The sequence below is a fragment of the Streptomyces lydicus genome (assembly GCF_001729485.1).
GTDB lineage: Bacteria > Actinomycetota > Actinomycetes > Streptomycetales > Streptomycetaceae > Streptomyces > Streptomyces lydicus_D.
This window is the reverse complement of sequence record NZ_CP017157.1, coordinates 5,859,724-5,883,707: the sequence shown is the minus strand read 5'-3', so window position 1 is coordinate 5,883,707 and position 23,984 is coordinate 5,859,724. Positions and strand designations below refer to the sequence as shown.

The window sequence follows — 23,984 nt, the reverse complement described above, 5'->3', positions numbered from 1 at the left end:
GGTGAGGAGCCACGACATGACACTTCCCAGCGACCGGCACTACACGGTCGAACTGCACGCTTCGGCGGAGCGCGTGCCGCAGATCCAGCGGATCCTGGCCGCGCACCTGCGATATTGGAGCCTTGAGCTCCATACCGAGCCCGTGTGCCGGGGAGTGGCGGAACTCCTGACCAACGTCCATCGCCATATCGGCCCGGACGCCCCCTGCGTCGTCGAACTCCGCTGGTCCGGCCGCCACCTCACGGCGTCCGTCGCCGACGAGGGCCCGCGGCTGCCGAAGCTCTCCAGCGCCGCCGGCGGCGGACTGTCCAGGGTGGCGGCGCTGAGCGACAGTTGGGGCACCTGCGGCACCCCCGACGGCAAGGTCATCTGGTTCACCCGCCGGGTCGAGGCGACCCGCAAGGTCCCGCTGACCGCCCCCACGCCGCTGCGCAGCGTGCCCGACGCCAAGGGCCAGCCGGCGGTGCCGCCGGTCCTCCCCGTCGAGCCGCTCGTCCCGGTGCCCGAGGTCGCCGCCGCCGGACCGGCCGCGGCGGCCTCACCGGTGGTGACCTGCGCCTGACGCACCACCAATAACGCGAAGTCTCAGGGCGGGTGTCCGCCCCGGCCGGCAACGGCGGGGCGGACACCCGCCCTTTCGCCGTGCCCGCGGCCGGACGGGGCCGGAGCGCGCACCCGCCCCGTGATCACCGCGCCGGGCGCTGCCACGTACCGGCCGCCGTCTTGACCCGGCCCGCGCAGGTTGCCCGAAATGTTCCGGCCGGAGTGCCACGCAACCTCCCCACCAGGGAGTTCGTCATGCGTACCGCGATGGGTCATCCGTGTGACATCCCCCCTTCCCTGGCACTCGTTCCTCTTGGAACACTCTGCTGACCGTTGTCTCCTCACACGAGCGTGAAGCCCGTCCCCGACCGCGAATTCCCCACATGCGAAGAGGTTCCCAGACTCATGCCTGAACTCAACCGGCGGCGTTTCCTCCAGATCGCCGGCGCCACCGCGGGCGTCTCGGCGCTGTCCAGCAGCATCGCCCGCGCCGCGGCCATCCCCGCCAAGCGGACCTCCGGCTCGCTCAACGACGTCGAGCACGTCGTCGTGCTGATGCAGGAGAACCGTTCCTTCGATCACTACTTCGGCTCGCTGAAGGGCGTACGCGGCTTCGGTGACCCGCGCCCGGTCACCCTCGAAAGCGGCAAGTCCGTCTGGCACCAGCCCGACGGCGGCAAGGACGTGCTGCCCTACCACCCCGACGCGGACGACCTCGGCATGCAGTTCATCGAGGGCCTCAACCACGACTGGGCGGGCGGCCACAAAGCGTGGAACAACGGCAACTACGACAACTGGATCCCGGCCAAGGGCACCGGGACGATGGCCTATCTGACCCGCAAGGACATCCCGTTCCACTACGCGCTCGCGGACGCCTTCACCATCTGTGACGCCTACCACTGTTCGATCATCGGCGCCACCGACCCCAACCGCTACTACATGTTCTCGGGCCACGTCGGCAACGACGGCTCGGGCGGCGGCCCGGTCCTCGGCAACGAGGAAGCGGGCTACAGCTGGACGACGTACCCGGAGCGGCTGCAGAAGGCCGGGGTCTCCTGGAAGATCTACCAGGACATCGGCGACGGCCTGGACGCGAACGGCAAGTGGGGCTGGATCGACGACGCCTACCGCGGCAACTACGGCGACAACTCGCTGCTCTTCTTCGACCAGTACCGCAACGCCAAGCCCGGTGACCCGCTCTACGACAAGGCCCGCACCGGCACCAACGCCAAGCAGGGCGACGGCTACTTCGACCGGCTCAAGGCCGATGTGAAGGCCGGCAAGCTGCCGCAGGTCTCCTGGATCGCGGCGCCCGAAGCCTTCTCCGAGCACCCCAACTGGCCGGCCAACTACGGAGCCTGGTACGTCTCCCAGGTCCTGGACGCGCTCACCGCCAACCCCGAGGTGTGGAGCAAGACCGCCCTGTTCATCACGTACGACGAGAACGACGGCTACTTCGACCACATCGTCCCGCCGTTCCCGCCGGCCTCCGCCGACCAGGGCCTGTCCACCGTGGACACCGCGCTCGACCACTTCCCCGGCAACGCCACCTACGCCGCCGGCCCCTACGGCCTGGGCCAGCGCGTGCCGATGCTGGTCGTCTCGCCCTGGAGCACCGGCGGCTACGTCTGCTCCGAGACCTTCGACCACACCTCCATCATCCGGTTCCTGGAGCGCCGCTTCGGCGTCCACGAGCCGAACATCTCGCCGTGGCGGCGCGCCATCTGCGGCGATCTGACCTCCGCGTTCGACTTCGGCCTGGAGAACACCAAGCCGGCCGCGCTCCCGGCCACCGACGGCTACCAGCCGCCGGACAAGGACCGGCACGACAGCTACGTGCCCAAGCCGCCCGCCAACCCCGTGCTGCCCAAGCAGGAGCGGGGCTCCCGCCCGTCCCGCCCGCTGCCGTACGCGCCGCTCGTCGACGGCAAGGGGACTGCCTCCACCGGCCGCTTCTCGCTCACCTTCAGCGCCGGGGCCAAGGCCGGCGCCTGCTTCACCGTCACCGCCGGCAACCGGACCGACGGCCCCTGGACGTACACCACCGGGGCCGGCAAGACGCTCTCCGACACCTGGAACACCGCCTACTCCAAGGGCGTCTACGACCTGACGGTCTTCGGCCCGAACGGCTTCCTGCGCACCTTCAAGGGCGACGGCAAGAAGGCCGGTCCCGAGGTGACGGCCCGCCACGACGCGACCGCCGGCCGCATCGAGCTGACCCTGACCAACCCCACCGGCACCGACTGCCACCTCACCGTCACCCAGGCGTACGGCGGGGCGCACGAGACCTTCACGGTCCGCGCGGGCGCCACCGTCAAGCACGCCTTCGACCTGCGCGCCAGCAAGCGCTGGTACGACCTGTCGGTCACCTCCGACACCGACAAGACCTTCCTGCGCCGGTTCGCCGGCCACGTAGAGAACGGCCGGCCGGGCGTCAGCGACCCGGCGATCATCACCGGCTGAACCGGCCCGGCACGCCCGGCGCCGCACCACGACGGCGGTACCTGCCCCGCACCCGACCGAAGGTGCGGGGCAGGTACCGCCGTTTCGTTTGCGCTGGAGCGCGCTCCAACTCCTAGCGTGGCAGGCACCGACGAGCGAAGGGAAAAACCGTGCGCTACACACTGTTCGGCAAGACCGGCCTGCGGGTGAGCGAGCTGAGCCTGGGGACCATGACCTTCGGCGAGGAGTGGGGGTGGGGCACCGCGAAGGAGACCAGTGGCCGGATTCTGGACGCCTACGCGGACGCGGGGGGCAACTTCCTCGACACCGCCAACAACTACACCGAGGGCACCGCCGAGCGGACCCTGGGCGAGCTGCTCGAAGGGCGCAGGGACAGCTTCGTCCTGGCCAGCAAGTACACCTGCGCCACCCACAAGGGAGAGGTGAACGCGGCGGGCAACCACCGCACGAACCTGGTCCGTTCGGTGGAGGAGAGCCTGGCCCGGCTGCGCACCGACCACCTCGACGTGCTGTGGGTGCACGCCCGGGACAACTTCACCCCCGTCGAGGAGGTGATGCGGGCGCTCGATGACGTGGTGCGGGCGGGAAAGGTCCAGTACGTGGGGGTCTCCGACTGGCCGGCCTGGGAGATCGCGCAGGCCAACACCCTCGCCGAGCTGCGCGGCTGGACCGCGTTCGCCGGCTCGCAGCTGCGCTACAACCTGCTGGAGCGGACGCCCGAGCGGGAGCTGCTGCCGCAGGCCCGCGCCTTCGACCTGGCCGTGCTGGCCTGGGCGCCGCTCGCGGCCGGCAAGCTGACCGGCAAGTACCGGCGCGGTGGGACCGGCCGGCTGGACCTCGTCACCCCGGCCGGCGCGCGCAACCAGAACGAGGAGGAGACCGTCACCGCGGTGCTGGAGGTCGCCGAGCAGGGCGGCTGGAGCCCGGCGCAGGTGGCCCTGGCCTGGCTGCGCAGCCGGCCCGGCAACATCGTCCCGATCATCGGCGCGACGAAGGAGAGCCAGCTCGCCGACAACCTCGCCGCCGTCGACGTCGAGCTGGACGCCGACGCGCTGGCCCGGCTGGACCGGGCGAGCGCGGTGGAGCTGGGCTTCCCGCACGACTTCGTGCGCGAGCCGGCCATCACCGAGAACATCTACGGCGACCGCTGGGCCGACATCGAGGACCGCCGCTCGACCTACCGCCGCACGGCGCACGAGGTCCGCTGACCGGCCACCGCCGCCCCCGCTACGCCGAACGCCGCCGCCCCGATGGCCGGGCGGCGGCGTCTGCGCTCTAGTGAGGTCAGGAGGCCGGCCGCGGGGCCGGAGCGAAGGAGAGCGACGCACCATGAGGAACTTCGTCAGGACGGCGCTCGCCGTGGCCACGGTCGCCCTTTTCGCCACCGCCACCGGTGGCTGCTCGGGCGGCGGGGGCGGCACCGCCCCCACCACCTCCCGGCCCCCCACGCACGCGGGCAGCCCCAGCGCGTCCGGCCCCAGTGCCACCCCGCCCGCGGCCGGGCGGATCACCATCAAGGACTACGCCTTCAAGCCCGCCGCCCTGGTCGTACGGCCCGGCGCCGCGGTCACTGTGGTCAACCAGGACTCCGTCACGCACAACGTGACCGCCACCGGCGGCCGGGTGTTCGCCACCGGCAGCATCAAGCCCGGCGCCAGGGCCACCTTCACCGCTCCCGCCAAGCCCGGCGCCTACCCGTACTTCTGCAGCATCCACCCGTACATGAAGGCCGTGCTCACCGTCCGCCCATGAGGAGCGGGACCGGGTCGACGGCGGACGGCGTCGCCAGGCTGCTGGCGGCGGCCGGCCTGGCGCTGGACGCCTACGTCCACGCCCGGCTCGCCGGGCAGTACGACGCGATCACCGCGACGATCAGCCAGGGCACGCTCTTCCGCGTCGAGGCCGCGCTGGCCGCCCTCGCCGCCCTGCTGGTGCTCCTCGTGCGCAGGCCGGCCGCCGACGCCTTCGGATTCCTGGTGGCGGCCGGCGGACTCGCGTTGCTGCTGCTCTACACCTACGTCGACGTCGGCCCGCTGGGGCCGCTGCCCGACATGTACGAACCGTTCCTGACCGGCGACAAGCAGCTGACCCTGGTCGCCCAGGCGGTCGCCGTGCTCGCCACCGGCTACCTGCTGCTCACCCGCGAGCGGAACCCGCGACGGCACCGCAGGTGAGCAGGGAGGTGAGGCTGCCTACTTGAGCGCGCTGCGCTGCTGCCACTGCGACCAGGACTCCTGCCAGACCTCCAGGCCGTTGCCGACGTCGGTCTTGTTGGGGTTGCTGGTGCCCTTCACCTCGACCGTGGAGCCGACCGTGAGGAAGTCGTAGACCTTCTTGGCGTCCGCGGTGGTCATGCCGAAGCAGCCGTGGCTGTTGTTGACCACGCCGATCGACTTGTTCCAGGGGGCGGAGTGCAGGAACGTCCCGGACGCGGTGAGGTGGGTGACCCACTTGGAGTCCAGCATCCACTCGTCGCCGTGGCCGATGGTGGCGGAGTCCATCGTCTCCGCCGCGTTCTTGCTGCGGACGGTGTGCACCCCGCCGCGGGTCGGGTCCTGCGGGGAGCCCGCGGAGCCGGTGATGCTGCCGACGTTCTTGCCGTTCTCGTACATGGTCAGGGTGTGCGAGGGGACGTCGATGACGGCCTTGTGGTCGGCGCCGACGCTGAAGCCGAAGTTGTAGTCCCGGGCGAACCAGCCGCCCTGGGCGCCGGAGTTGATGCCGGACAGGGCGCCCTTCACGGAGACCTTGGTGCCGGCCGGCCAGTAGTCCTTGGGACGCCAGTCGATCCGGTCCTTGCCGGACCAGTCCTTGACCCAGCCCCAGGCGCCCTCGACCTTCGGCTGGGAGGTGACCTTCAGCGCCTTCTCGATCTCGGCGCGCCGGTCCTTGGCCACCGGGTTGTCGAAGAGGATCGAGACCGGCATGCCGGTGCCGACGTGCTGCCCGCCGCCCGGCGTGTTGGTGAGCTTGTTGACCTTGTCGGCCTGCTCCGTGGTGAACACGGAGGTGGCGGCGGACTCCTTGCCCTCGGTCGACTTCGCCCGGGTCTTCACGGTGTAGGTGGTCTGCGGCTTGACCTTGCCGTCCGACGTCCATGAGGTGCCGTCACCGGCCAGCCGCCCGTCGACCGTGCCGCCCTTGTCGTCCTTCACCTCGACCGAGGTGAGCTTGCCGCCGGCCGCCCGTATGGATATCGGCGAGCCGAGCTTGGCCGACTTGCTGCCGGCGGCCGGGGTGACGGTCACCTTGGCGGCCGGGGTGTCGGCCTTCGACGCATCGGCACCCCCTCCGCACGCGGTCAGCAGACCGGCCGCCGCGGTCAGAACGGGTATGAACCGGGCGGGGTGGCGGCGGAGTGCGGCGTGCACGGGATCCCTCCAAAGCAGAACGGGTGGCAGTGGCGGGCCCGGGCTCCGTGAGGTACGAATCCCCCAAGGGCTGCCAATGCACCCGCCGCATATGCAGAGGGTCTGTTCGTTGTGGAGGTTGTCCGGCGCACCGGATATTCAGGACACAGTTCGATATCGGCAGGGGCACCCGCCGCAGCGGGTGCCCCTGCCGATATTCACGGGTCCGGACTCACCGGTCCGACCCGGCGGTCACTGCGCCGGTGGTGTGACTCCTCCCGAGGCAGGGCCGCTGCCGGGCGACCCGCCGTTGGACGAACCACCGGTGCTGGAACCGCCCGTCGAGGAGCCACCCGTCGTGCTGTTGCCGCCGGTGGACGAGCCGCCCGTGGTGGAGCCACCGCCGGTGGTGGAGCCACCGCCCGTCTCGGTCCCGCTGGGCGGACTGCCCCCGGTGGAGCCGGTGGGCCCACTGGTGGTGGAGCCGCCGGTGGTGCTCGGTCCGCCCGTACCGGTCGGCGATCCGGGGGAAGTGGGCCCACCCGACGTACCCGAGCTGCTGGTCCCCGGCGGCGTGGTGCCCGAGGTGCCGGGGGAGCTGGCGCCGGGCGGCGTCGACCCGTAGGGCGGTGGCTCGGAGGACGCCGGGCCGCTGGGGGTCTTGGCCGGCGGGGCGGTCGGGCGGTCCGCGGCGGGGCCGTTGGCGCCCTCGGGCCGCTTGAACCACTCGCCCGTCTTCGGGTTGCGCAGCGTGAACTCCTTGACCTTGGTCGGCGCCGGTTCGACGACGACGGCGTTGTTCGGCTTGAAGCCGGCCCACTTGTCGCCGACCACCTTCGCGTCCTGGACCTGCTTCGGCTTCGTCAGCGGATTACCGCACTTGCAGCGGACCCGCGGCACGCCGTAGGGGTCCACCATGACCGCGGTGCCGGCCTGGAGCACCGACTGGAATTCGTACGCCTTGCCGTCCTTGAAGCCGTGGTTGGTGACCCGGGTGTCGTAACCGAGCTGTACGGGCGTCAACGACCGCAGATAGGCCGGGACTCCGCCCGGGGAGACGCCCACGACACCGGCGAACGCATGGTTCCGGTCCGGGGCGCTCTGCAGGTACTTGATCTGCTTCTCGACGTCGCAGGCCGCGTTGTGCTGGGTGCCGCCGTACAGACCCGCGGTGGCGCCGGAGATCTCGGTGTTCGATCCGCTGGACTTCACCGGTGTGGCGGACGGGGAGGGAGTGGATTCGTTCGCCGACGACCGGGTGACCGGGTTCTGGCCGATGGCGGCGGCCGGTTCGGCGAACACCTCGGTCTGGCCGCCACCGCCCGGTCGGGTGAGGACGACGGCCGCGATCACGGCCGCGACCACGAGCGCCGCGATGATCGCGACCCGCGGCGCGGACCGCCACCAGGGCGCCCCGCCGCCGGCTCCGCCACCCCCGCCGCCCCCGCCGTGGGGTCCGCCGGGCCCGCCGGGCGGCGGGCCGGGGCGGGAGGGCTGACGCTGGGGCTTCCACGGCTCGCCCACCTGTGTCGGATCGTGCGAGGGGCGACCGGAGGGGGCGCCGGAGGGGGCGCCGGGCGGTCCGGAGAGCGGGCCGGTCGGTGGCCCGGTCGGGTGGCTGTCCGGCGGCGGTGGAGATGTCACGGGTCCCTCTTCCGGCGCGGGTGGGCTTTCCGCGCAGAGCGGTATGCCCACATTCATCCCTGTTTGACTAATTGTGTGCCCGGAGAGGGGGCTCTCCGCAAGCGGTCGCCACCTGCCGTGCTTACGGTGGGGGAGGCAGGCATGACATGCCGTGAACGGGACTTCGTGGACCGGCCCCAGGCAACCGACCTTCCGGGAGACAGCGTGAGCCACCTGCGAGGCCCCGCCCCCGCCGGTCCCCCCGGCCCGGTACGCGCCCGAGGCGTACCGTCCGCCGTCCGCGCCTGGGCGGAGGCCCTCGGCACGGCGGTGGCGGGCATCGTCACCATGCTCGTGACCGCCGCGCTCGGGCTGTGGGCGGCCGGCGCCGCCGACCTGCCCGGCGGGGCGTTCCCCTCCGTGGTCGCGGCCACCGTGCTGACCGCCGCCGGCGGCTCGGTCACCCTGGCCGGCGATGCCGGGATCATCGGCCAGGCCGACGCCACCCTGGACGTCGTACCGCTCTCGGTCACCCTGGCCGGAGCGCTGGTGACCGCCGCCCTCTTCCTGCTGCCGCTGCGCCACCGCGCGGTGGCCGGCACCGGCGAACTGCTCGGCCGGATCGCCCGTACGGCGGTGTGCTGGCTGATCCTCCTGCTGCTCCTCACGCCCGCCGCCCGGCACGACTTCAAGATCTCGGTGGGCAACGACCTCGCCGACCAGATCGGCGCCGAACTCGGCAGCACCCCCACCGTCGGCTTCCACGCCGACGTCCCGGCCACCCTCGGCGTCGGCCTGCTGTGGATCCTGGCGCTGCTCGTGCTGACCTTCGTCGTCTCGCGCCGGGCCCCGCTCTCGCCCCGGCTGCTGCACTTCCAGGACTCGGTACGCCCGCCCGCCTTCGCGATGGTGCTGACGCTGCTGGTCTACGTGGTGGTCGGCCTGGTCGTCGCGGTCGTCGAGCTGTTCAAGGAGGGCCACCCGGCGGACGTCCTCGCGGTGGTCTTCCTCGGACTGCCGAACCTGGCCTGGATGGCGCTGGGCATCGGCGCCGGCGGCGGCTGGGTGGGACACGTCGACAAGGCCATCGGGCTGCCCGTGCCGCACCTCCTGGACCAGGTGCTGCGCGGCCGCGGACAGCAGACCGTCGACGTCCGCTCGCTCGCCGAACACGACGGCCGGGCCTGGCTGCTGGTGGCGCTGGCCGCCGTCGTCCTGCTCACCGCCGCCTTCCTCGCCGCGGTCCGCTCACCGGCCCGGCTCCCCGCCTGGCGGCACGCCGTCGAGATGGCCGTCGCGCTGGCGCTCACCCTGTTCGTCGTCGGCCTGCTCACCCGCATCGCCGCCCACTACGGCCTCTCCCTGATCGGCGTCGGTGACCTCGGCGGCAACCTGGGCGGTGAGGTCACCGTGGAACCGCAGCTCCTCCGGCTGGTGGGCGTGGGCCTGGTCTGGGGACTGGCCACCGGCTTCCTCGGCAGCCTGCTGGCCCGGGGCGTACGGCACCGCGGCGAGGTACCCGGGCCGGAGACCGGGCGCCCACCGGCCTGACCGCCGGCTACCCCGGGCGGCGGGCCGGGAAGACCGGATTCGCCCAGCGCGGCGGTGGCGGGGGAGCGGTGCTGCGCCAGCCGCTCTGGCCCGCCCCCGTGCTCACCACCTGGGTCGGCGGATGCGTCTGCGGCCCGTCCCGCGGCGGCTCGGGTGCCGTGGTCCGGCCCGCCGCGCGCACCGCCGCCACGAAGCCGCGGCAGGTGTCGTAGCGGTCCGCCGGCGCCTTGGACAGCGACTGGGCGAACACCGCGTCGACGGCCGGCGGCAGGTCGGGCCGCAGCCCGGTGACGGCCGGCGGGGGGTCGTACTGGTGCGCCCACAGCAGCGCCATGTCGTCGTCCCGCTGGAACGGCGGCCCCCCGGTCAGCATCTCGAACAGCACACAGGCCAGGCTGTAGACGTCGCACCGGCCGTCCACCGGGCGGCCCGAGATCTGCTCGGGCGCCACGTAGTCCAGCGTGCCGACGAACTGGCCGGCGGTGGTGTACCCGGTCAGCGACAGCGACTTCTTGGTCAGCCCGAAGTCGGTCAGATAGACGTGCTCGGGGCGGTCGCTGTCGGTGCCCTCGGCGACCAGGATGTTGCCCGGTTTGACGTCCCGGTGCACGAGGTCGTGCGCGTGCGCGGCGTCCAGCGCGGAGGCCACCTGAAGGGCGATCCGGCAGGCGGTCTCCAGCGGCAGCGGGCCGTCACGGTCCAGCAGCGCCGCCAGGTCCCGGCCCTGCACGTACCGCATCGCGATGTACAGCATGCCCTCGGCCTCGCCCGCCTCGAAGACCGGCACGATGTGCGGATGGTCGATGGCCGCGGCCACCCGCGACTCGTGGACGAAGCGCTTGCGGAAGGTGTCGTTGCGGGCGAGCTCCGGCGACAGCAGCTTCACCGCCACGGTGCGCCCGAGCCGCAGGTCCTCCGCCCGGTAGACCACCGCCATGCCGCCCCGGCCGATCTCGTCCTGGAGCTGGTACTCGGCGATCCGACGGCCGCGCAGCCCGGAGGAGTCGGGCGCGGTGGAGCGCTCCCGGCTCCGGTCGTGCCCCTCGCCGTTCACCGGTACTCACCCGGCGGGTACGCCTGAGTCCGCGGCGGCGGTTCGGCCGGCTGCGGCGCCGGCGGCTGCCGCGGCGGCTGCTCGCCCGAGCCCCTCGACGACGGCCGCGACTCCACCGCGTAGGTCTGCAGCGACACCCCGTCGCAGTAGCACCAGCGCTCGTGCCGGACGTCGTAGAGCCACAGCGCGTCGCCGTCCACGACCACGCCGATCCGGGTGCCGCGGCTCCGCTCGGAGAACGACTCGCCGTCCAGCTGCCCGGCGACCAGCTCCTCGACCAGCCGCCGGTAGCGGGCCAGTTCGCCCTCCAGGGCACCCAGCAGCGGCCGGGGGTCGGCGGTCCGGGCGGCGGACTGCCCGGCGGCCGGCGGCTCCCGCGGTACGGCCAGCAGCAGCCGGCCGTCGACCCACGCCGCCCAGCCGTTGGAGCACAGGGCCAGCGCCCAGTCGCCACGGCGGTCGATGACCTGGACGGGCAGCAGCGGATCGAGCGGCGCGCTCGGCAGCGACGAGTCCGGTGCCGACCAGGTCGCCATGCCCTCCGGTGGAACGACATGGCTGGGGGCGAACTCGGGAGCGGTCACGGGCGCCTCCTCGGCGCTACTTGCGCATGATCTCGGGCTCGTGCCGCCGCAGCAGGCGGGTCACCAGGAACCCCAGAACCAGGGAGAGCACGATCAACATGCCCATGTTGAGCAGCCAGACGGCCGGCTTGTGCTGGAACAGCGGATCCGCGGTGATGCCGCCCGGCACCAGCCGGTGCAGGTCGATGGTGCCCGCCATGGCGCCGAGCGCCCACCGGGACGGCACCAGCCAGGCCAGCTGCTCCAGCCCCGGCACGCCGTTCAGCTTGAGCAGCGCACCGCAGAACACGACCTGGATGATCGCGAGGAGGACCAGCAGCGGCATGGTGACCTCCTCCTTGCGCACCAGCGCGGACACGAAGAGGCCGAGCATCATCGCGGTGAACGCCAACAGGGCCACCGCCAGGGTGATTTCGATCAGCGGTGGCAGCAACACGCCCTTGCCGCCGGGCGCGTTCAGCTTCACCCCGCCCAGGCCCACCATGGTCAGCACCACGGCCTGGACGACCGTCACCACACCCAGCACCAGCACCTTGGACATCAGATACGCCGAGCGGGACAGGCCGACGGCTCTCTCCCGCTGATAGATCGTCCGCTCCTTCACCAGCTCCCGCACCGCGTTGGCGGCGCCGGTCAGCACCGCGCCGACGCAGAGGATCAGCAGGCCGTTGAGCGCCGATTCCGGGGTGAGGCTGGACCCGGCGAGGGCGTGCGCCATCGCCCCCATCACGAAGGGCAGCGCGACCATGATGATCAGGAAGGTCCGGTCGGAACTCAGCGCCGCCGCGTACCGCCGCACCAGGGTGTTCAGCTGGCCGCTCCAGCTCTGCGCCTTGTGCGCCTCCACCGGGCCCTTCGGCGGCTCCGGGGCGCGCGGCGGCTGGCGGGAGTCCATCGCGATGTAGCGCCGGTGCTCCGGTGAGGCGCGGAAGTCGCTCGCCCAGGGCCGGGCGGTGTCGTTCTCGAAGGCTTCGAACGCCTCCGGCCACTGGGTGAACCCGAAGTACGGCAGTGCCTCCTCCGGCGGCCCGTAGTAGGCGATCGACCCGCCCGGGGCCATTACCAGCAGCCGGTCACAGACGTCGAGGCTGAGCACGCTGTGGGTCACCACGATGACCGTGCGGCCGTCGTCCGCCAGGCCGCGCAGCATGTGCATCACGGAGCGGTCCATGCCGGGGTCGAGACCGGAGGTCGGTTCGTCGAGGAACAGCAGCGACGGCTTGGTCAGCAGTTCCAGGGCCACCGAGACGCGCTTGCGCTGGCCGCCGGAGAGGCTGTGGATGGGCTGGTCGGCCCGCTGGTCGAGGCCCAGTTCGTGGATCACCTCGTCGACCCGCGCCTGGCGTTCGGCCTTCGCGGTGTCCTCGGGGAAGCGCAGTTGCGCGGCGTAGCCGAGTGCCCGGCGCACGGTCAGCTGCTGGTGCAGGATGTCGTCCTGCGGTACGAGTCCGATGCGCTGGCGCAGCTCGGCGTAGTCGCGGTACAGGTCACGGCCGTCGTAGAGCACCGTGCCGTCGTCCGCGGGGCGCAGCCCGGTCAGCGCGTTGAGCAGCGTCGACTTGCCCGCGCCGCTCGGCCCGACCACCGCCAGCAGCGACTTCTCACCCACCGGGAAGGACACCCCGTCCAGCAGCGTCTTCTGCGCCTTCCTGCCGTCAAGGACCCGTACCGCCAGGCCCTGCACGTCCAGGGAGACCTCGCCGTTGTCGACGAACTCCTGCAGCTCGTCGCCGACGAGGGCGAACGCGGAGTGGCCGATGCCGACGATGTCGCCGGGGATCATCGGGGCCCGGTCCGCGACCGGCTGACCGTTGAGGTAGGTGCCGTTGTGACTGCCGAGGTCGACGATCTCGAAGCCCTCGGGGCCGGCGCGCAGCTCGGCGTGCCGCCGGGAGACCGACAGGTCGTCGACGATCAGGTCGTTGTCCGGTCCGCGGCCGATCCGGGTGGTGCGGGCGGCCGGGATGGGCCGTACGGAACTCGGGGCGCGGAAGGTGTGGGTGCCGGCCGGGTGGGAGACGGCGGAGGGCCGGTCGATACGGGGCGGCCGCGGCGGCACCTGGGAGAGGACCGCGCACGGCCCGTCGGCGGGGTTGCCGAACCGGATCACACTGCCCGGTCCGACGCCGGACTCCTGAACGCGCCGCCCGTCGGTGTAGGTGCCGTTCGTACTGCCCTCGTCCTCCACCATCCAGTGGCCGGCCCGGGCCAGCAGCACGGCGTGGTGCCAGGACACCCGGGCGTCGTCGAGGACGAGCTCGCTCTCCGGGTCCCGGCCCACGTGATAGACGCGGCCGGGGTTCATCACCTGCCTGCCGCCGTCCGATTCGACGACGAGGTCAGGCGCGGTGGGCGCATCCGGCCGCTCAGCCATACCGCGATTTTACGGCGGCGGGGCGGGCCCCGCCTCTCCAACCGCCCGCCGCCGCGAGGCGCAAATGCCCCTCCGCGAAACGGCATTTCGGGTTTGATCCCGCTTTGTATGAGTGAATACGGCCGGTTACTCGCGAGAAACAGCCCAGGTCAACTAAGGTGAGCGCTCCGATTGGCCCCACCTGCAAATTCCAAGCAAATGCCGGACTTTGCTGCGCTGATCGAAGGAAGTCCTGTCGAACCAGGACGTAAAGTGCAGCGCAGGGCTACGTGGTGTCGGCAACACCGCCAGACGTCGGCTTGCAATACCGTGCCGGCCCGTCCGTCATCCGGGACACGACGGTGCCGGTTCCTTCTTATTCACCTACCTCGTGAAGGCAAGGCAGAGATGGCACGAGTTCCCCGACAAGACCCCCAAGCGTTCTCCCGGCAGCGGGCCCACCCCGTCGACGAGGTGCTCCCCGTCGGCAAACTCACGCTCTACGGATTCCAGCACGTCCTTGCCTTCTACGCGGCCGCGGTGATCGTCCCGATCCTGCTCGGCAATGCCCTGGAGCTCTCCCGCGAACAACTCGTCTATCTGATCAATGCGGACCTGCTGACCTGCGGAATCGCCTCGATCATCCAGGCCCTCGGGGTATGGCGGATCGGCGCGAGGATGCCGCTCGTCCAGGGCGTCACCTTCACCGCGGTGTCCCCGATGATCGCCATCGGCCAGGGCGCGGGCGGCGGCACCGCCGGCCTCCTCGTGGTCTACGGCGCGGTGATCACCGCGGGCATAGCGACGTTCCTGTTCGCCCCGTTCTTCAGCAAGCTGGTGAAGTACTTCCCGCCGGTCGTCATCGGCACGATCCTCACCGTCATCGGCCTCACGCTGATACCGCAGGCACTGCAGGACGCGGCCGGCGGCGCGCAGTTGATGGGCAAGCCCGAATACGGTGACCTCAAGAACCTCGGATACGCCCTGGGGACCCTGCTGTTCATCCTCGCCGTGGTCCGGATCGGCAAGCCGTACCTGAGCAGTCTCGCGGTTCTGCTCGGCCTTATCGGCGGCACCGGGGTCGCCTGGCTCCTCGGCGATGTGGATTTCAGCGCGGTGCAGAAGGCCGACTGGTTCGGCGTCAGCACGCCCTTCCACTACGGAATGCCGAAGTTCGAGGTGTTCCCCATCATCGCGATGCTCGTCGTCATGCTGATCACGATGGTGGAGACCACCGGTGACGTCTATGCCATCGGGGAGATCACGCGCAAGCGGGTCGACAACGACACGGTGGCCAGTGCGCTGCGCGCCGACGGTGTGGCGACCGTGCTCGGCGGAATTTTCAATTCCTTCCCCTACGTGGCCTTCGCCGAAAACATCGGCCTGGTGCGGATGTCCAAGGTGATGAGCCGCTTCGTGGTGGTCGCGGCCGGCGGCTTCATGGTCGTCCTGGGTCTGCTGCCGAAGGCGGGCAGCCTGGTCGCCGCAATTCCGCACCCGGTGCTCGGCGGTGCGGCGATTTCCATGTTCGGCATGGTCGCCACGGTCGGTATCCAGATTCTCGGCAAGGTGGATCTGCGCGAGGAGCGCAATGCGCTCATCCTGGCCGTCAGCCTCGGTGCCGCGATGCTGCCCACCGCGGTCGCGCCGTTCTTCGACCGGATGCCGGAGGACGTCCGCGCGGTCCTCAACAGCGGGATCACACTGGGCGGTCTGACCGCGATCCTGCTCAACCTGCTCTTCAACGTCTTCACCCGCCGCTCGGCGATCGAGATCGACTGGGACGACATCGAGGACGACGACGCGGAGGCGGACGCACCGCACCTGACGGCGGTGCAGGAGCCGGCCGGCGCCTATGAGCCGCAGGGCGCCTACCGCCCTGCCGACCCGTACGGGCCGTACGCCCCCCAGGAGCCGCACGGGCCGCAGTCACCCCAGCCGCCCCAGGGGCCGCACGGACAGCCGGGACAGCAGGGGCCGCACTGGGGCCTGCCGACCCACTGAGCGGCGCCGGCTCCGCACCCGGGGGCGGGCCTTCGCGGGCCCGCCCCCGGGTCAGTGGGTGGTCACGGTGTTGAACGGCGGGGCCTCGCCCGCCTCGCCGATCAACTCCCAGAAGTGGTCGACCAGTCGGCGCAGATACGCCGAGCGCTCGGCCGCGATCTCCTTGAGCCGGGAATCGGCGTTACGCGCCACCAGATGTCCCATGTAGCGCTCGGAGAACTCCGCGAACTCGCCGTGCATGGTGCGCAGCGCGTCGCTCACCCGCGTCTTGTTCAGCGTGGTGATCTCGACGACCGGCGCGACATGCGCCTTCCAGCGCCCCTCGATCGCCGCGCGCAGGTGCCCCGAGAGTTCCTCGTCCCGCCCCATCACCCCGATGAGTTTGCGCAGCGACAGCCCCAGCGCCTCCACCAGCGCCTTGGTCTGGCGGTAGTCACCGCTCCACTGCCGCGCGGACTCCGCCGCCTGGTATCCGGCCGGGTCCATCCCGATCAGCTGGGAGAGCCGCTCCACACTCAGCTGCCGGGCCATGCGGTGCTCGGCAAGGGTGCGGGGCTCGATGCCCATCAGCGTGGTCGGCGGGCACCACAGGACGTCGGCCAGCACGAAGAGCTGTGCCTCGGTCGGCGCATGGGAGCCGTACTCCCAGGCTTCGATGTGCTCGGGACGTACCGGCGTGCCGCACGCCGTCATGGACTGGGCGACCTGAGCCGTGGTCAGGCCCACCCGGGCCCGCGCGGATCTGGCCTCTGCGGGAGAGAACGGAGTGCTGTACACGTGCGCGACACCTCGCTGCACCCGGCGGTGGAGGGGTGCTTTGGGGGCGGGGAGATGGAGGAACATCCAGGAGCGGGCAGATTAACAGATGGTCCATAGGTACGAAGCTCCAGTTCCCCTTCGAGTCGAAGGCGCCGGATCGCCGAGTCGCCGCAGGCGAGAGATGTGCACTATCTGTCCCATTTCATGCATCAACTCGCTTACTGGGTATAGCCGATCCCTCGGTACTTACCGGGCGGTAGGGCCGTATCGATGCGCACGGTTCGAAGGTCTGTAATGCGAGCGTTACGCGGAAGAAGGGGCGGTGTCACAGTGATCCCCGAGGCTGGGGTGTCCGGCCGGCCCCACGGGGCCGCCCGGCGGCACCTCCGACATCCGGTCCTCCCCCCCACGATCCGATCAGGATGGGACCTTCCTATGCGAGCAGTGCGGGAACGCGTCGACGCGTTCCGAAGCTTGGAGCCTGCCTTAGCGGCCGCGCGTCCGCGTGCCCCCCTCCGTCCCGCGGAGAGACGGACCCCGGGAACGGCCGCCGCGCCTCACCTGTCATGCATCTGACAGCCGCCCACGGCTGACGGCCCGGAAACGCCCTCGACGCGGCGACCGGGCCCGCTTTCGCATGTCTCCTTGCACGAAAGGACACTCCCAGGTGCTCACTTCGCACCACGACAATCCCCAGGGCTCACCCACGGCCCTGCTCGACACCGCCCACCCCACCGACCACCACGCACCGGCCACCCGCACTCCGGGCGGCGGACACGTGCTGGTCGTCGGCGCTCCCGGACCGCGCCTGGAGCGCCTCACCCGCACCCTGCGTTCCACCGGCCACGACGTGAGCCACGCCCCGCCCGGCGAGGTCGACCGGCGGATGGGGCAGGCACACCCGGACGCCGTCGTCGCCCTCGACGCCCCGGGCGAGAACGGCGAACGGCCCGAGGACGGCCTGGAGGTGATCCGGGAGGTGCGCACCGCCCCGGCCGGCCGGGCACTGCCGCTGCTCGTGGTCACCTCCGCACCGGAGCCCGCCGGAGTGGTGGACATGCTCCGCCACGGCGCCGACGACTGCGTACCCGAGACCTCCGACCCCGTCGAACTCTCCGCCCGTATCGAGGCCAAGCTCCGCCGGGTCCCCGTCCCGGTCGAGAACCTGCCGCGGGACCCGCGCACCGGGCTCTACTCCGAGCCGCACTTCCTGGACGAGCTCGACCGCGAACTGCGGCGCCCCGAGGCGGCCCGGCACGGCGGGGCGCTCGCCGTCGTCGGCATCGCCGAGATGGCGACCCTGGAGGCCCGGCTCGGGCCGCGGGTGCGCCGGGAGGTCGCCGAGCGGCTGGCCGGGGTGGCCGAACGCCTGGGCAGCTTCTGCGACCGGCTCGGCCGGGACGACGACGGCCACCTGCTGATGCTGCTGCCCGGCGTCGACGAGGAGACCGCCCGCCGCGGCCTGGAGGAGTTCGCCGCCACCGTCGCCGGCACCCGCTTCGTCGTCGCCGACGAGAACGTCCGCCTCACCCCGGCGATCGGCTGGCTGCCGCTGGCCGGCTGCGCGGACGGCAACCGGGCCACCGGCCAGGCCCGGGACGCCGTACAGGAAGCACTCCGGCACGGGGACCTGCGGCCGGTCCGGTACGCGCCCTGGATGCGCGGCGCACCGCACCGCCACCGGCGGCCGCCGCTGCGCACCCTGCTCCGCCCCGCCCTGTCGGCGCTCTCCCCGGTCCTGGCGCTGCTGCTCGGGATCGCCGTACCGTTCGCGCTCTACCGGCAGGCGTACCAACTGGGCTGGGACCTGGGCTCGGCCATGTACTGGGTGGTGGTCGCCGGGCTGGTGCTCTCCGCGCTGCTGATCGTCCTGGAGTGCCTCTTCTCGCTCGACGCGGCGGCCCGACCCGAGCGGCCCGCGGCGCCGTACCCGCCGGCCAGCGCGGTGATCGCCGCGTACCTGCCGAACGAGGCCGCCACCATCGTCGACACCGTCGAGTCCTTCCTCCGCCTCGACTACCCCGCCGAGCTGGAGATCGTGCTGGCGTACAACACACCGCACCCGCTGCCCGTCGAGGACACCCTGCGGGAGATCGCCGCCCGCGACCCGCGGCTGGTGCTGCTGCCGGTGGCCGGCTCCACCTCCAAGGCGCAGAACATCAATGCCGCGGTCACCCGCGTCCGCGGCGAGTTCGTCGGCATCTTCGACGCCGACCACCACCCCGCCCCGCACGCCTTCGAGCACGCCTGGCACTGGCTGTCCCACGGCCATGACGTCGTCCAGGGCCACTGCGTGATACGCAACGGCGAGAGCTCCCGGGTGGCCGAGCTGGTGGCCGTCGAGTTCGAGGCGATCTACGCGGTCAGCCACCCGGGCCGCACCCGGCTCTACGGCTTCGGCGTCTTCGGCGGCTCGAACGGCTTCTGGCGCACCGACCTGCTCGCCCGCACCCGGATGCACGGCTCGATGCTGACCGAGGACATCGACTCCACACTGCGCGCACTGGGCGAGGGCGCCCGGTTCGCCGTCGACCGCACCCTCCTCTCCCGGGAACTCGCCCCCACGACCCTGAAGGCGCTGTGGAACCAGCGCTCCCGCTGGGCGCAGGGCTGGCTCCAGGTCTCGCTCAAGCACCTGTGGCGGAGCCTGCGCTCACCGGTCTTCACGGCCCGTCAGAAACTGGGCCTGCTGGTGCTGTTGGGCTGGCGCGAGGTGCAGCCCTGGCTGACCCTGCAGATCCTTCCCGTGCTGCTGTACTCGGCCTGGAAGGCCGGCGGCCTGCAGCATCTGGACTGGGCGGTGCCGGTGTGCGTCCTGGCCATGCTCCTCACCGTGGCGGCCGGCCCCGTGCAGGTGCTCTTCGCACGGCGGCTCGCCGTCCCCGAACTCCGCGCCCGCAAGCGCTGGTTCTGGTCCTACCTCCTCCTCTCGACCGTCTTCTACAGCCACTTCAAGAACATGGTGGCCCGGCAGGCTCATCTCAAGGAGGCGCTGGGGGACCGGCAGTGGCGGGTCACCCCCCGGGCCGCCGCCGAGGCGGTGGCCGGCCGATGAGCGGCGAGGCCGCGCCGGCCCGCGGCCGGGCCGGCGCCATCGACGGCTTCCGCGGGCTCGCCGCGCTGAGCACCGTCGCCTTCCACGTCTGGCAGCAGTACTTCCGCTACGACGCCCGGGGCAGCCACCCACCGGTCGACAACCCGGTGCTCGGCGCGGTGTTCTCCCTCGAAGTCATCGACCTGTTCTTCGTGCTCTCCGCGTACCTGCTGACGCTGTCGTACGCGCGGGCCGCGATCGACGGGCGCTCGACCCGGCCGGCCCGGCTGTTCCTCTTCCGGCGCGCGATCCGGATCCTGCCGCTGTACGTGCTGGCGGTGCTGGTCGTCTGGGCGAGCCGCAACCCCACGCTGCCGGGCAACTGGCGCGACCTGGTCGAGCACCTCACCTTCACCCATGTCTTCGACCAGCAACGGATCTTCTACACCCTCGGCCCCACCTGGTCGCTGTCACTGGAGGTGCTCTTCTACCTCGCGCTGGTGGCGCTGGGACCGCTGGCGGTGCGCGTCTGCCGTCCGCTGCGCCGGCGCCGCAGCCGGGTGGCGGTCTGCGCGGCGGGCTGTGCGTTCCTCTTCGCCGCGCCGCTCGCCTGGATCGCCGTCGCGCACTACGGGTTCGGGGTGCCGCACACCGACTGGGTGGTGTACTTCGGCCCGCAGGCCCGCTTCGGAGGGTTCGCCGCGGGGATGGGACTGGCCGTGGCGACCGTCGCCCTCGGCGACCGCGGCCGGCTCGGCCCGCGCACCGCGCTGCTGGTTGCGGTGCTCGCACTGGCCGGCCTGTTCGCGCTGTCCCTGGACTCCGGGCCGGAGAACTTCACCTTCACCTTCTACCACCCGATCGCCGCGGCCCTGTGGACCGTACTGCTCCTCGGCACCCTCCACGTCCGCCGACGCACCGTCTGGCAGACCCTGTTGACCTCCCGTTGGCCGGCCGCCGTCGGACTGGTCAGCTACAGCCTGTTCATCTGGCACGAGCCGGTGATGCTGCAACTCCACCGGGCCGGCCTGCTGCCCACGGACCAGGCGGGCTTTCCGCTCGCGCTGCTGGTCACCTTCCTCGTGACGCTGCCCGTGGCGGCCGCGAGCTACTGGCTCGTCGAGTACCCGGCGAGCCTGCTCGGCCGTCTGAAGGACCACCGCGGCCGGCCGCGCGAGTTCTATCCGGAACCCGCCACCCGCTGACCGCGCCGGCCTCACCCTTCGCCGGGGACCCGCGCCGTGCGCGCCGGGTCCCCGGCGAAGATCCTGTCCAGGTGGTAGTCGAGGGTGCGTCGCACGTCCGCCAGGGTGCGCCGCCCGTGCAGGACGTCACCGCCCAGCCCCACCGCCCCGGAGACCAGCAGGTCGGCCTCCCGCCAGGCATCGAGACCGGGAGCGGTGCGCCCTGCCGCCCGCGCCGCCTCGATCAGGTCCGCCACCAGCCGCTCCAGGGGCTGCTCGGCGGCCAGGAAGACCGCGGCGAGCGCGGGGTCGGTCAGGCTGCGGGCGTAGTAGGCCGCGAGCACCCGCAGTGCAGTGGCGCGTTGGGCGTCGACGGGCAGGAACTCCTCCAGCACGGCGCGCAGCAGGGCGCGCGAATCGGTGGGGTCGTGGTCGATGCGGGAGCGGGCGATCCGCGCGTTGTCGTCGTGCAGCAGGTGCAGCGCGTCCACCAGCAGCTGGTGCTTGCTCTCGAAGTGGTACTGCACCGCCCGCAGCGACACCCCGGCCTCGGCGGCCACCTCCCGCAGGCTCGCCTCGTGCAGTCCCCGCTCGGCGGCGATCCGCCAGAGCGCCTCGGCGATCTGCCGGCGCCGACGGTCCTGCGCGCCGCCCGCCGCCGGCCGTTCGGGCGGCGGCGGGGCCTGCCTGCGCCGCCGGTACGCCTTGGCCCGGCAGCTGTGCGAGCAGTACAGCGCGGGCCGGCCGCGTCCCGCCGGGCTGAGGACCGTACGGCACATCCGGCACACGGGCCCGGTCGCCCGGCCCTTTTCGTCACGCACCATTTCTCCCCGCGGCCCCTCAAATTGTGTGACGTAAAGCGAGATTCCCTTTGAATTAACGGGAGTTCCGCCCCTCACTCAATGATACGTTCGTAACGTCCCGATGGGGGGACGACGGAACTCTTCGAGAGGACTTCGGGACCATGAAGTACGACGTCCTGCAGATCATCGGTGCGGCCGTGACGGTGGTCTTCGCCCAGGGGGCGATCCGGCTGCTCTTCGACCACGGAAACACCGGGCTGCTGGGCTGGCTCGGCGGGGGATTCGGGACCACCCTGGCCGCCCACGCGGCACTGGTGGCCGTCGGGGTCCTGCTGAGCGGCTGGTCCCACACCCGCGCGAAGGCGGCCGGCCGCCGGAACTGATGCCGCCGGTACGTGGGCCTGTTTCCCCCGCTTCTGCCCCTGGTTTTGCCCTTGCTTTCGGTCCTTCTGCCGCCCTGCTTTCTGCCTTGCTCCTGCCCCTGGTTTTTTCCCCAGCGTTTTTCCCAGCATTTTTCCCCACCGCCCACCCCCCTTCGGGGGGTGGGCGGGTCTGGTGGAGAGGCAGGGCGGCTGGAGAGGCGGGGTGGCGGTGGCGGCGGGCCGCCGCCCGCAGCCGGGGCGGCTGCTGCGCGGCGCCCCGGACGTCGGGCGCCCCGGACGTCGGCTGACGTCCGCGGCGCCCCGTACGTCAGCCGACGTGCACCCGCGGCCGGCGGGCCGGATCGGGCTCGGCGCGCCGCAGTACCTCCCGGGTGACCGGCGCGACCTCGCCGTCGCCGAACACCAGGAAGCGCAGCAGATGGCTGAGCGGGTGGCCCTCGGTCCAGTTGAAGTACGCGTGCGGGACCTGGCCGGTGCGCTCGCGCAGCTGCATCAGCACCGCGGCGATGGTGTTGGCCACGCCGGCACCCTCCACCCGCAGGATCTGCGTCCCGTACCGCTCCTCGCCCTTGACGTGCAGGTTCGCGGTGAAGTCCGAGGAGTCGGTGACCGTCACCTCCAGGAAGAGCACCGGCCGTCCGTCGGGTATGTGGGTCTCCTCGCGCTGGCTGTACTCCTTCTCCCGGTACTCCGCCGCGTCCCGCTCGTCGGGTTCGTTGGCGATCACCCGCAGCGGCCCGGCCGCCATCGCGGCGTCGATCAGCCGCCCGGCGGTCTCGTCGAACTCGACCTCCACGGCGCGCAGTTCGAAGGCACGGTGGACGCGGGAGGCGAACGAGGTCAGCAGCATGCCGAGGATGAACAGCAGCGCGATCTTGAGGCCGTCCGGCCGTTCGATGGCGTTGGCGACCAGGGTGTAGCCGAAGACCAGGGTGATCGCGCCGAAGCCGACGGCGGCCGCGCGGTGGCGCCGGTGACGGGCCGCCACGGTGGAGGCAAAGGACGCCGAGAGCATCAGTACCAGCACACCCGTCGCGTACGCCCCGCTCTGCTCGTCGACGCTGGCGTTGAAGAAGACGGTGATGCCGAACGCGATGGCCAGGAAGATCAGTACCAGCGGACGCACCGCACGGGTCCACTCCGGGGCCATGCCGTAGCGCGGCAGGTACCGCGGTACGAGGTTCAGCAGGCCGGCCATCGCCGAGGCGCCGGCGAACCAGAGGATCGCGATGGTGGAGATGTCGTAGACGGTGCCGAATGCCTCGCCCAGGTGCTCGTGCGCCAGATAGGCCAGTGCACGGCCGTTGGCCGAGCCGCCCGTCTCGAACTCCTTCTGCGGGATCAGCAGGGTGGTGGCCAGGCTCGACAGCAGCAGGAAGCAGCTCATGATCAGCGCCGCGGTGGTCAGCAGCCGCCGCGTGCCGCGGATCCGGCCGGCCGGCGCGGCGTCCGTGTCGGTCGCCTCGCCCCGCACCTGCGGCATCACCGCGACACCGGTCTCGAATCCGGACATGCCCAGGGCCAGCTTGGGGAAGACCAGCAGCGCCACCCCGACGATCGCCAGCGGCGAGGAGTGCGCGGCGGTCATCGCCCCCCACCAGTCGCCGACCACGACCGGGTGTGCGAGCACCTGCCAGGCCGAGGTGGCCAGCACCACGACGTTGAGCACCAGATAGACCCCCACGAGGCCGACGGCGATGCCGATCGCCTCACGGAAGCCCTTGAGGAAGACCGCGCCGAGGGCGGCCAGCAGCAGCAAGGTGATCCACAGGTTCGCGCCGTGCAGCGCGGCCGGGGCGAACGGGTTCTCCACCACGTGCGCCGAGGCGTCGGCGGCCGACAGTGTCATGGTGATCACGAAGTCGGTGGCGGCGAACCCCAGCAGCACCAGGACCAGCAGCTTCCCCGCCCACCAGGGCAGCAGCCGCTCCAGCATGGCGATCGAACCCTCGCCGTTCGGGCTCTCCTTGGCCACCCTGCGGTAGACGGGCAGGGCGCCGAGCAGGGTCAGCGCGATCAGGACGAGGGTGGCGAACGGCGAGAGCAGACCGGCGGCCAGCGCGGCGATGCCCGGCTGGTAGCCGAGCGTCGAGAAGTAGTCGACACCCGTGAGGCACATGACGCGCCACCAGGTGTGCCCCTTGTGCTCGGCCGGCGGAGTGCCGTGCGGGCCGGGGTGGCGGGCGGACTGACTGCTCAGTCCGTCCAGCAGCCAGCCGCGCCATCGTTGGGAGGGGAGCGCGGCAGGCGCGGGGTCCGCCTGCGTGGGGGTGGTCATGCCGGTGTGTCCTGCCGT

18 protein-coding genes are annotated in these 23,984 nt (G+C 71.7%); 10 read left to right on the top strand and 8 right to left on the bottom strand.

What is annotated here, in order from left to right:
• The first annotated feature begins 16 nt into the window (after window positions 1-16).
• The 5 genes from SL103_RS25595 to SL103_RS25575 all read left to right on the top strand — a co-directional run bounded on the left by SL103_RS25595 (window position 17) and on the right by SL103_RS25575 (window position 5,180).
• The gene (locus SL103_RS25595) at window positions 17-562 is read left to right on the top strand and encodes an ATP-binding protein (RefSeq protein WP_069571287.1); all 546 of its coding nucleotides are present in this window, start codon (window positions 17-19) and stop codon (window positions 560-562) included.
• 386 nt (window positions 563-948) lie between these two features.
• Entirely contained in the window at window positions 949-3,006 is a 2,058-nt protein-coding gene (locus SL103_RS25590) for a phosphocholine-specific phospholipase C (protein WP_069571286.1), read from the top strand.
• A 149-nt stretch (window positions 3,007-3,155) separates the two neighbouring features.
• Entirely contained in the window at window positions 3,156-4,214 is a 1,059-nt protein-coding gene (locus SL103_RS25585; protein WP_069571285.1) for an aldo/keto reductase, read from the top strand.
• A gap of 121 nt (window positions 4,215-4,335) precedes the next feature.
• A complete protein-coding gene (locus SL103_RS25580) occupies window positions 4,336-4,758 on the top strand; it encodes a cupredoxin domain-containing protein (RefSeq protein ID WP_069571284.1) in 423 nt (140 codons plus the stop codon).
• Window positions 4,755-5,180 (top strand): hypothetical protein, encoded by a 426-nt coding sequence (locus tag SL103_RS25575; protein WP_069571283.1) that lies wholly within the window; start codon window positions 4,755-4,757, stop codon window positions 5,178-5,180. Before SL103_RS25580 ends, SL103_RS25575 begins: the two co-directional genes overlap by 4 nt.
• A gap of 18 nt (window positions 5,181-5,198) precedes the next feature.
• Here the strand turns inward: SL103_RS25575 and SL103_RS25570 are convergent, their stop codons facing one another.
• Together SL103_RS25570 and SL103_RS25565 are read right to left on the bottom strand one after the other, a co-directional pair.
• Window positions 5,199-6,377, bottom strand: coding sequence for a L,D-transpeptidase (locus SL103_RS25570; protein ID WP_244304039.1), 1,179 nt, complete (start codon window positions 6,375-6,377; stop codon window positions 5,199-5,201).
• A 231-nt stretch (window positions 6,378-6,608) separates the two neighbouring features.
• A complete protein-coding gene (locus tag SL103_RS25565; RefSeq protein WP_164492893.1) occupies window positions 6,609-8,000 on the bottom strand; it encodes a DUF6777 domain-containing protein in 1,392 nt (463 codons plus the stop codon).
• A gap of 204 nt (window positions 8,001-8,204) precedes the next feature.
• Between SL103_RS25565 and SL103_RS25560 the strand changes: the two genes are divergently transcribed.
• Window positions 8,205-9,530: a streptophobe family protein gene (locus SL103_RS25560; RefSeq protein ID WP_069571281.1), complete on the top strand. Its 1,326-nt coding sequence runs from the start codon at window positions 8,205-8,207 to the stop codon at window positions 9,528-9,530.
• Window positions 9,531-9,537: 7 nt separating this feature from the next.
• On the opposite strand, the gene SL103_RS25555 is transcribed toward SL103_RS25560, so the two are convergent.
• The 3 genes from SL103_RS25555 to SL103_RS25545 are packed head-to-tail and all read right to left on the bottom strand — an operon-like array spanning window position 9,538 to window position 13,542.
• Window positions 9,538-10,584 (bottom strand): serine/threonine-protein kinase, encoded by a 1,047-nt coding sequence (locus SL103_RS25555; RefSeq protein ID WP_069571280.1) that lies wholly within the window; start codon window positions 10,582-10,584, stop codon window positions 9,538-9,540.
• Window positions 10,581-11,168, bottom strand: coding sequence for a hypothetical protein (locus SL103_RS25550; protein ID WP_099055455.1), 588 nt, complete (start codon window positions 11,166-11,168; stop codon window positions 10,581-10,583). Before SL103_RS25550 ends, SL103_RS25555 begins: the two co-directional genes overlap by 4 nt.
• A gap of 16 nt (window positions 11,169-11,184) precedes the next feature.
• Complete coding sequence (locus tag SL103_RS25545; RefSeq protein WP_069571279.1) at window positions 11,185-13,542, bottom strand: FHA domain-containing protein; 2,358 nt, start codon at window positions 13,540-13,542, stop codon at window positions 11,185-11,187.
• A gap of 387 nt (window positions 13,543-13,929) precedes the next feature.
• On the opposite strand from SL103_RS25545, the gene SL103_RS25540 reads away from it, so the two are divergent.
• Window positions 13,930-15,525 carry a nucleobase:cation symporter-2 family protein gene (locus tag SL103_RS25540; RefSeq protein WP_069571278.1) on the top strand — a complete coding sequence of 532 codons (1,596 nt, stop codon included), beginning with the start codon at window positions 13,930-13,932 and terminating at the stop codon, window positions 15,523-15,525.
• Between the two features lie 51 nt (window positions 15,526-15,576).
• Here the strand turns inward: SL103_RS25540 and SL103_RS25535 are convergent, their stop codons facing one another.
• Window positions 15,577-16,302 carry a transcriptional regulator gene (locus SL103_RS25535; protein WP_244304038.1) on the bottom strand — a complete coding sequence of 242 codons (726 nt, stop codon included), beginning with the start codon at window positions 16,300-16,302 and terminating at the stop codon, window positions 15,577-15,579.
• Between the two features lie 649 nt (window positions 16,303-16,951).
• Between SL103_RS25535 and SL103_RS25530 the strand changes: the two genes are divergently transcribed.
• Together SL103_RS25530 and SL103_RS25525 are read left to right on the top strand one after the other, a co-directional pair.
• Complete coding sequence (locus SL103_RS25530) at window positions 16,952-19,339, top strand: glycosyltransferase (protein ID WP_069571276.1); 2,388 nt, start codon at window positions 16,952-16,954, stop codon at window positions 19,337-19,339.
• A complete protein-coding gene (locus SL103_RS25525; RefSeq protein WP_164492892.1) occupies window positions 19,336-20,523 on the top strand; it encodes an acyltransferase family protein in 1,188 nt (395 codons plus the stop codon). Before SL103_RS25530 ends, SL103_RS25525 begins: the two co-directional genes overlap by 4 nt.
• Window positions 20,524-20,534: 11 nt before the next feature.
• Here SL103_RS25525 and SL103_RS25520 read toward each other — a convergent pair whose 3' ends face one another.
• On the bottom strand, window positions 20,535-21,326 hold the full coding sequence (locus SL103_RS25520) for a TetR/AcrR family transcriptional regulator (RefSeq protein WP_244304037.1): 792 nt from the start codon (window positions 21,324-21,326) through the stop codon (window positions 20,535-20,537).
• Between the two features lie 140 nt (window positions 21,327-21,466).
• Here SL103_RS25520 and SL103_RS25515 point away from each other — a divergent pair, with 140 nt between their 5' ends.
• A complete protein-coding gene (locus tag SL103_RS25515; RefSeq protein ID WP_069571274.1) occupies window positions 21,467-21,688 on the top strand; it encodes a hypothetical protein in 222 nt (73 codons plus the stop codon).
• A gap of 307 nt (window positions 21,689-21,995) precedes the next feature.
• Here SL103_RS25515 and SL103_RS25510 read toward each other — a convergent pair whose 3' ends face one another.
• Window positions 21,996-23,966 carry an amino acid transporter gene (locus SL103_RS25510; protein ID WP_069571273.1) on the bottom strand — a complete coding sequence of 657 codons (1,971 nt, stop codon included), beginning with the start codon at window positions 23,964-23,966 and terminating at the stop codon, window positions 21,996-21,998.
• Window positions 23,967-23,984: the final 18 nt, after the last annotated feature.

What these genes read in the sequence shown, in the direction of transcription:
- SL103_RS25595 (WP_069571287.1), top strand. Translation starts at nt 17, where the DNA reads ATGACACTTCCCAGCGACCGGCACTACACGGTCGAACTGCACGCTTCG.
- SL103_RS25590 (WP_069571286.1), top strand. Translation starts at nt 949, where the DNA reads ATGCCTGAACTCAACCGGCGGCGTTTCCTCCAGATCGCCGGCGCCACC.
- SL103_RS25580 (WP_069571284.1), top strand. Translation starts at nt 4,336, where the DNA reads ATGAGGAACTTCGTCAGGACGGCGCTCGCCGTGGCCACGGTCGCCCTT.
- SL103_RS25575 (WP_069571283.1), top strand. Translation starts at nt 4,755, where the DNA reads ATGAGGAGCGGGACCGGGTCGACGGCGGACGGCGTCGCCAGGCTGCTG.
- SL103_RS25545 (WP_069571279.1), bottom strand. Translation starts at nt 13,542, where the DNA reads ATGGCTGAGCGGCCGGATGCGCCCACCGCGCCTGACCTCGTCGTCGAA.
- SL103_RS25540 (WP_069571278.1), top strand. Translation starts at nt 13,930, where the DNA reads ATGGCACGAGTTCCCCGACAAGACCCCCAAGCGTTCTCCCGGCAGCGG.
- SL103_RS25525 (WP_164492892.1), top strand. Translation starts at nt 19,336, where the DNA reads ATGAGCGGCGAGGCCGCGCCGGCCCGCGGCCGGGCCGGCGCCATCGAC.
- SL103_RS25520 (WP_244304037.1), bottom strand. Translation starts at nt 21,326, where the DNA reads ATGGTGCGTGACGAAAAGGGCCGGGCGACCGGGCCCGTGTGCCGGATG.
- SL103_RS25515 (WP_069571274.1), top strand. Translation starts at nt 21,467, where the DNA reads ATGAAGTACGACGTCCTGCAGATCATCGGTGCGGCCGTGACGGTGGTC.
- SL103_RS25510 (WP_069571273.1), bottom strand. Translation starts at nt 23,966, where the DNA reads ATGACCACCCCCACGCAGGCGGACCCCGCGCCTGCCGCGCTCCCCTCC.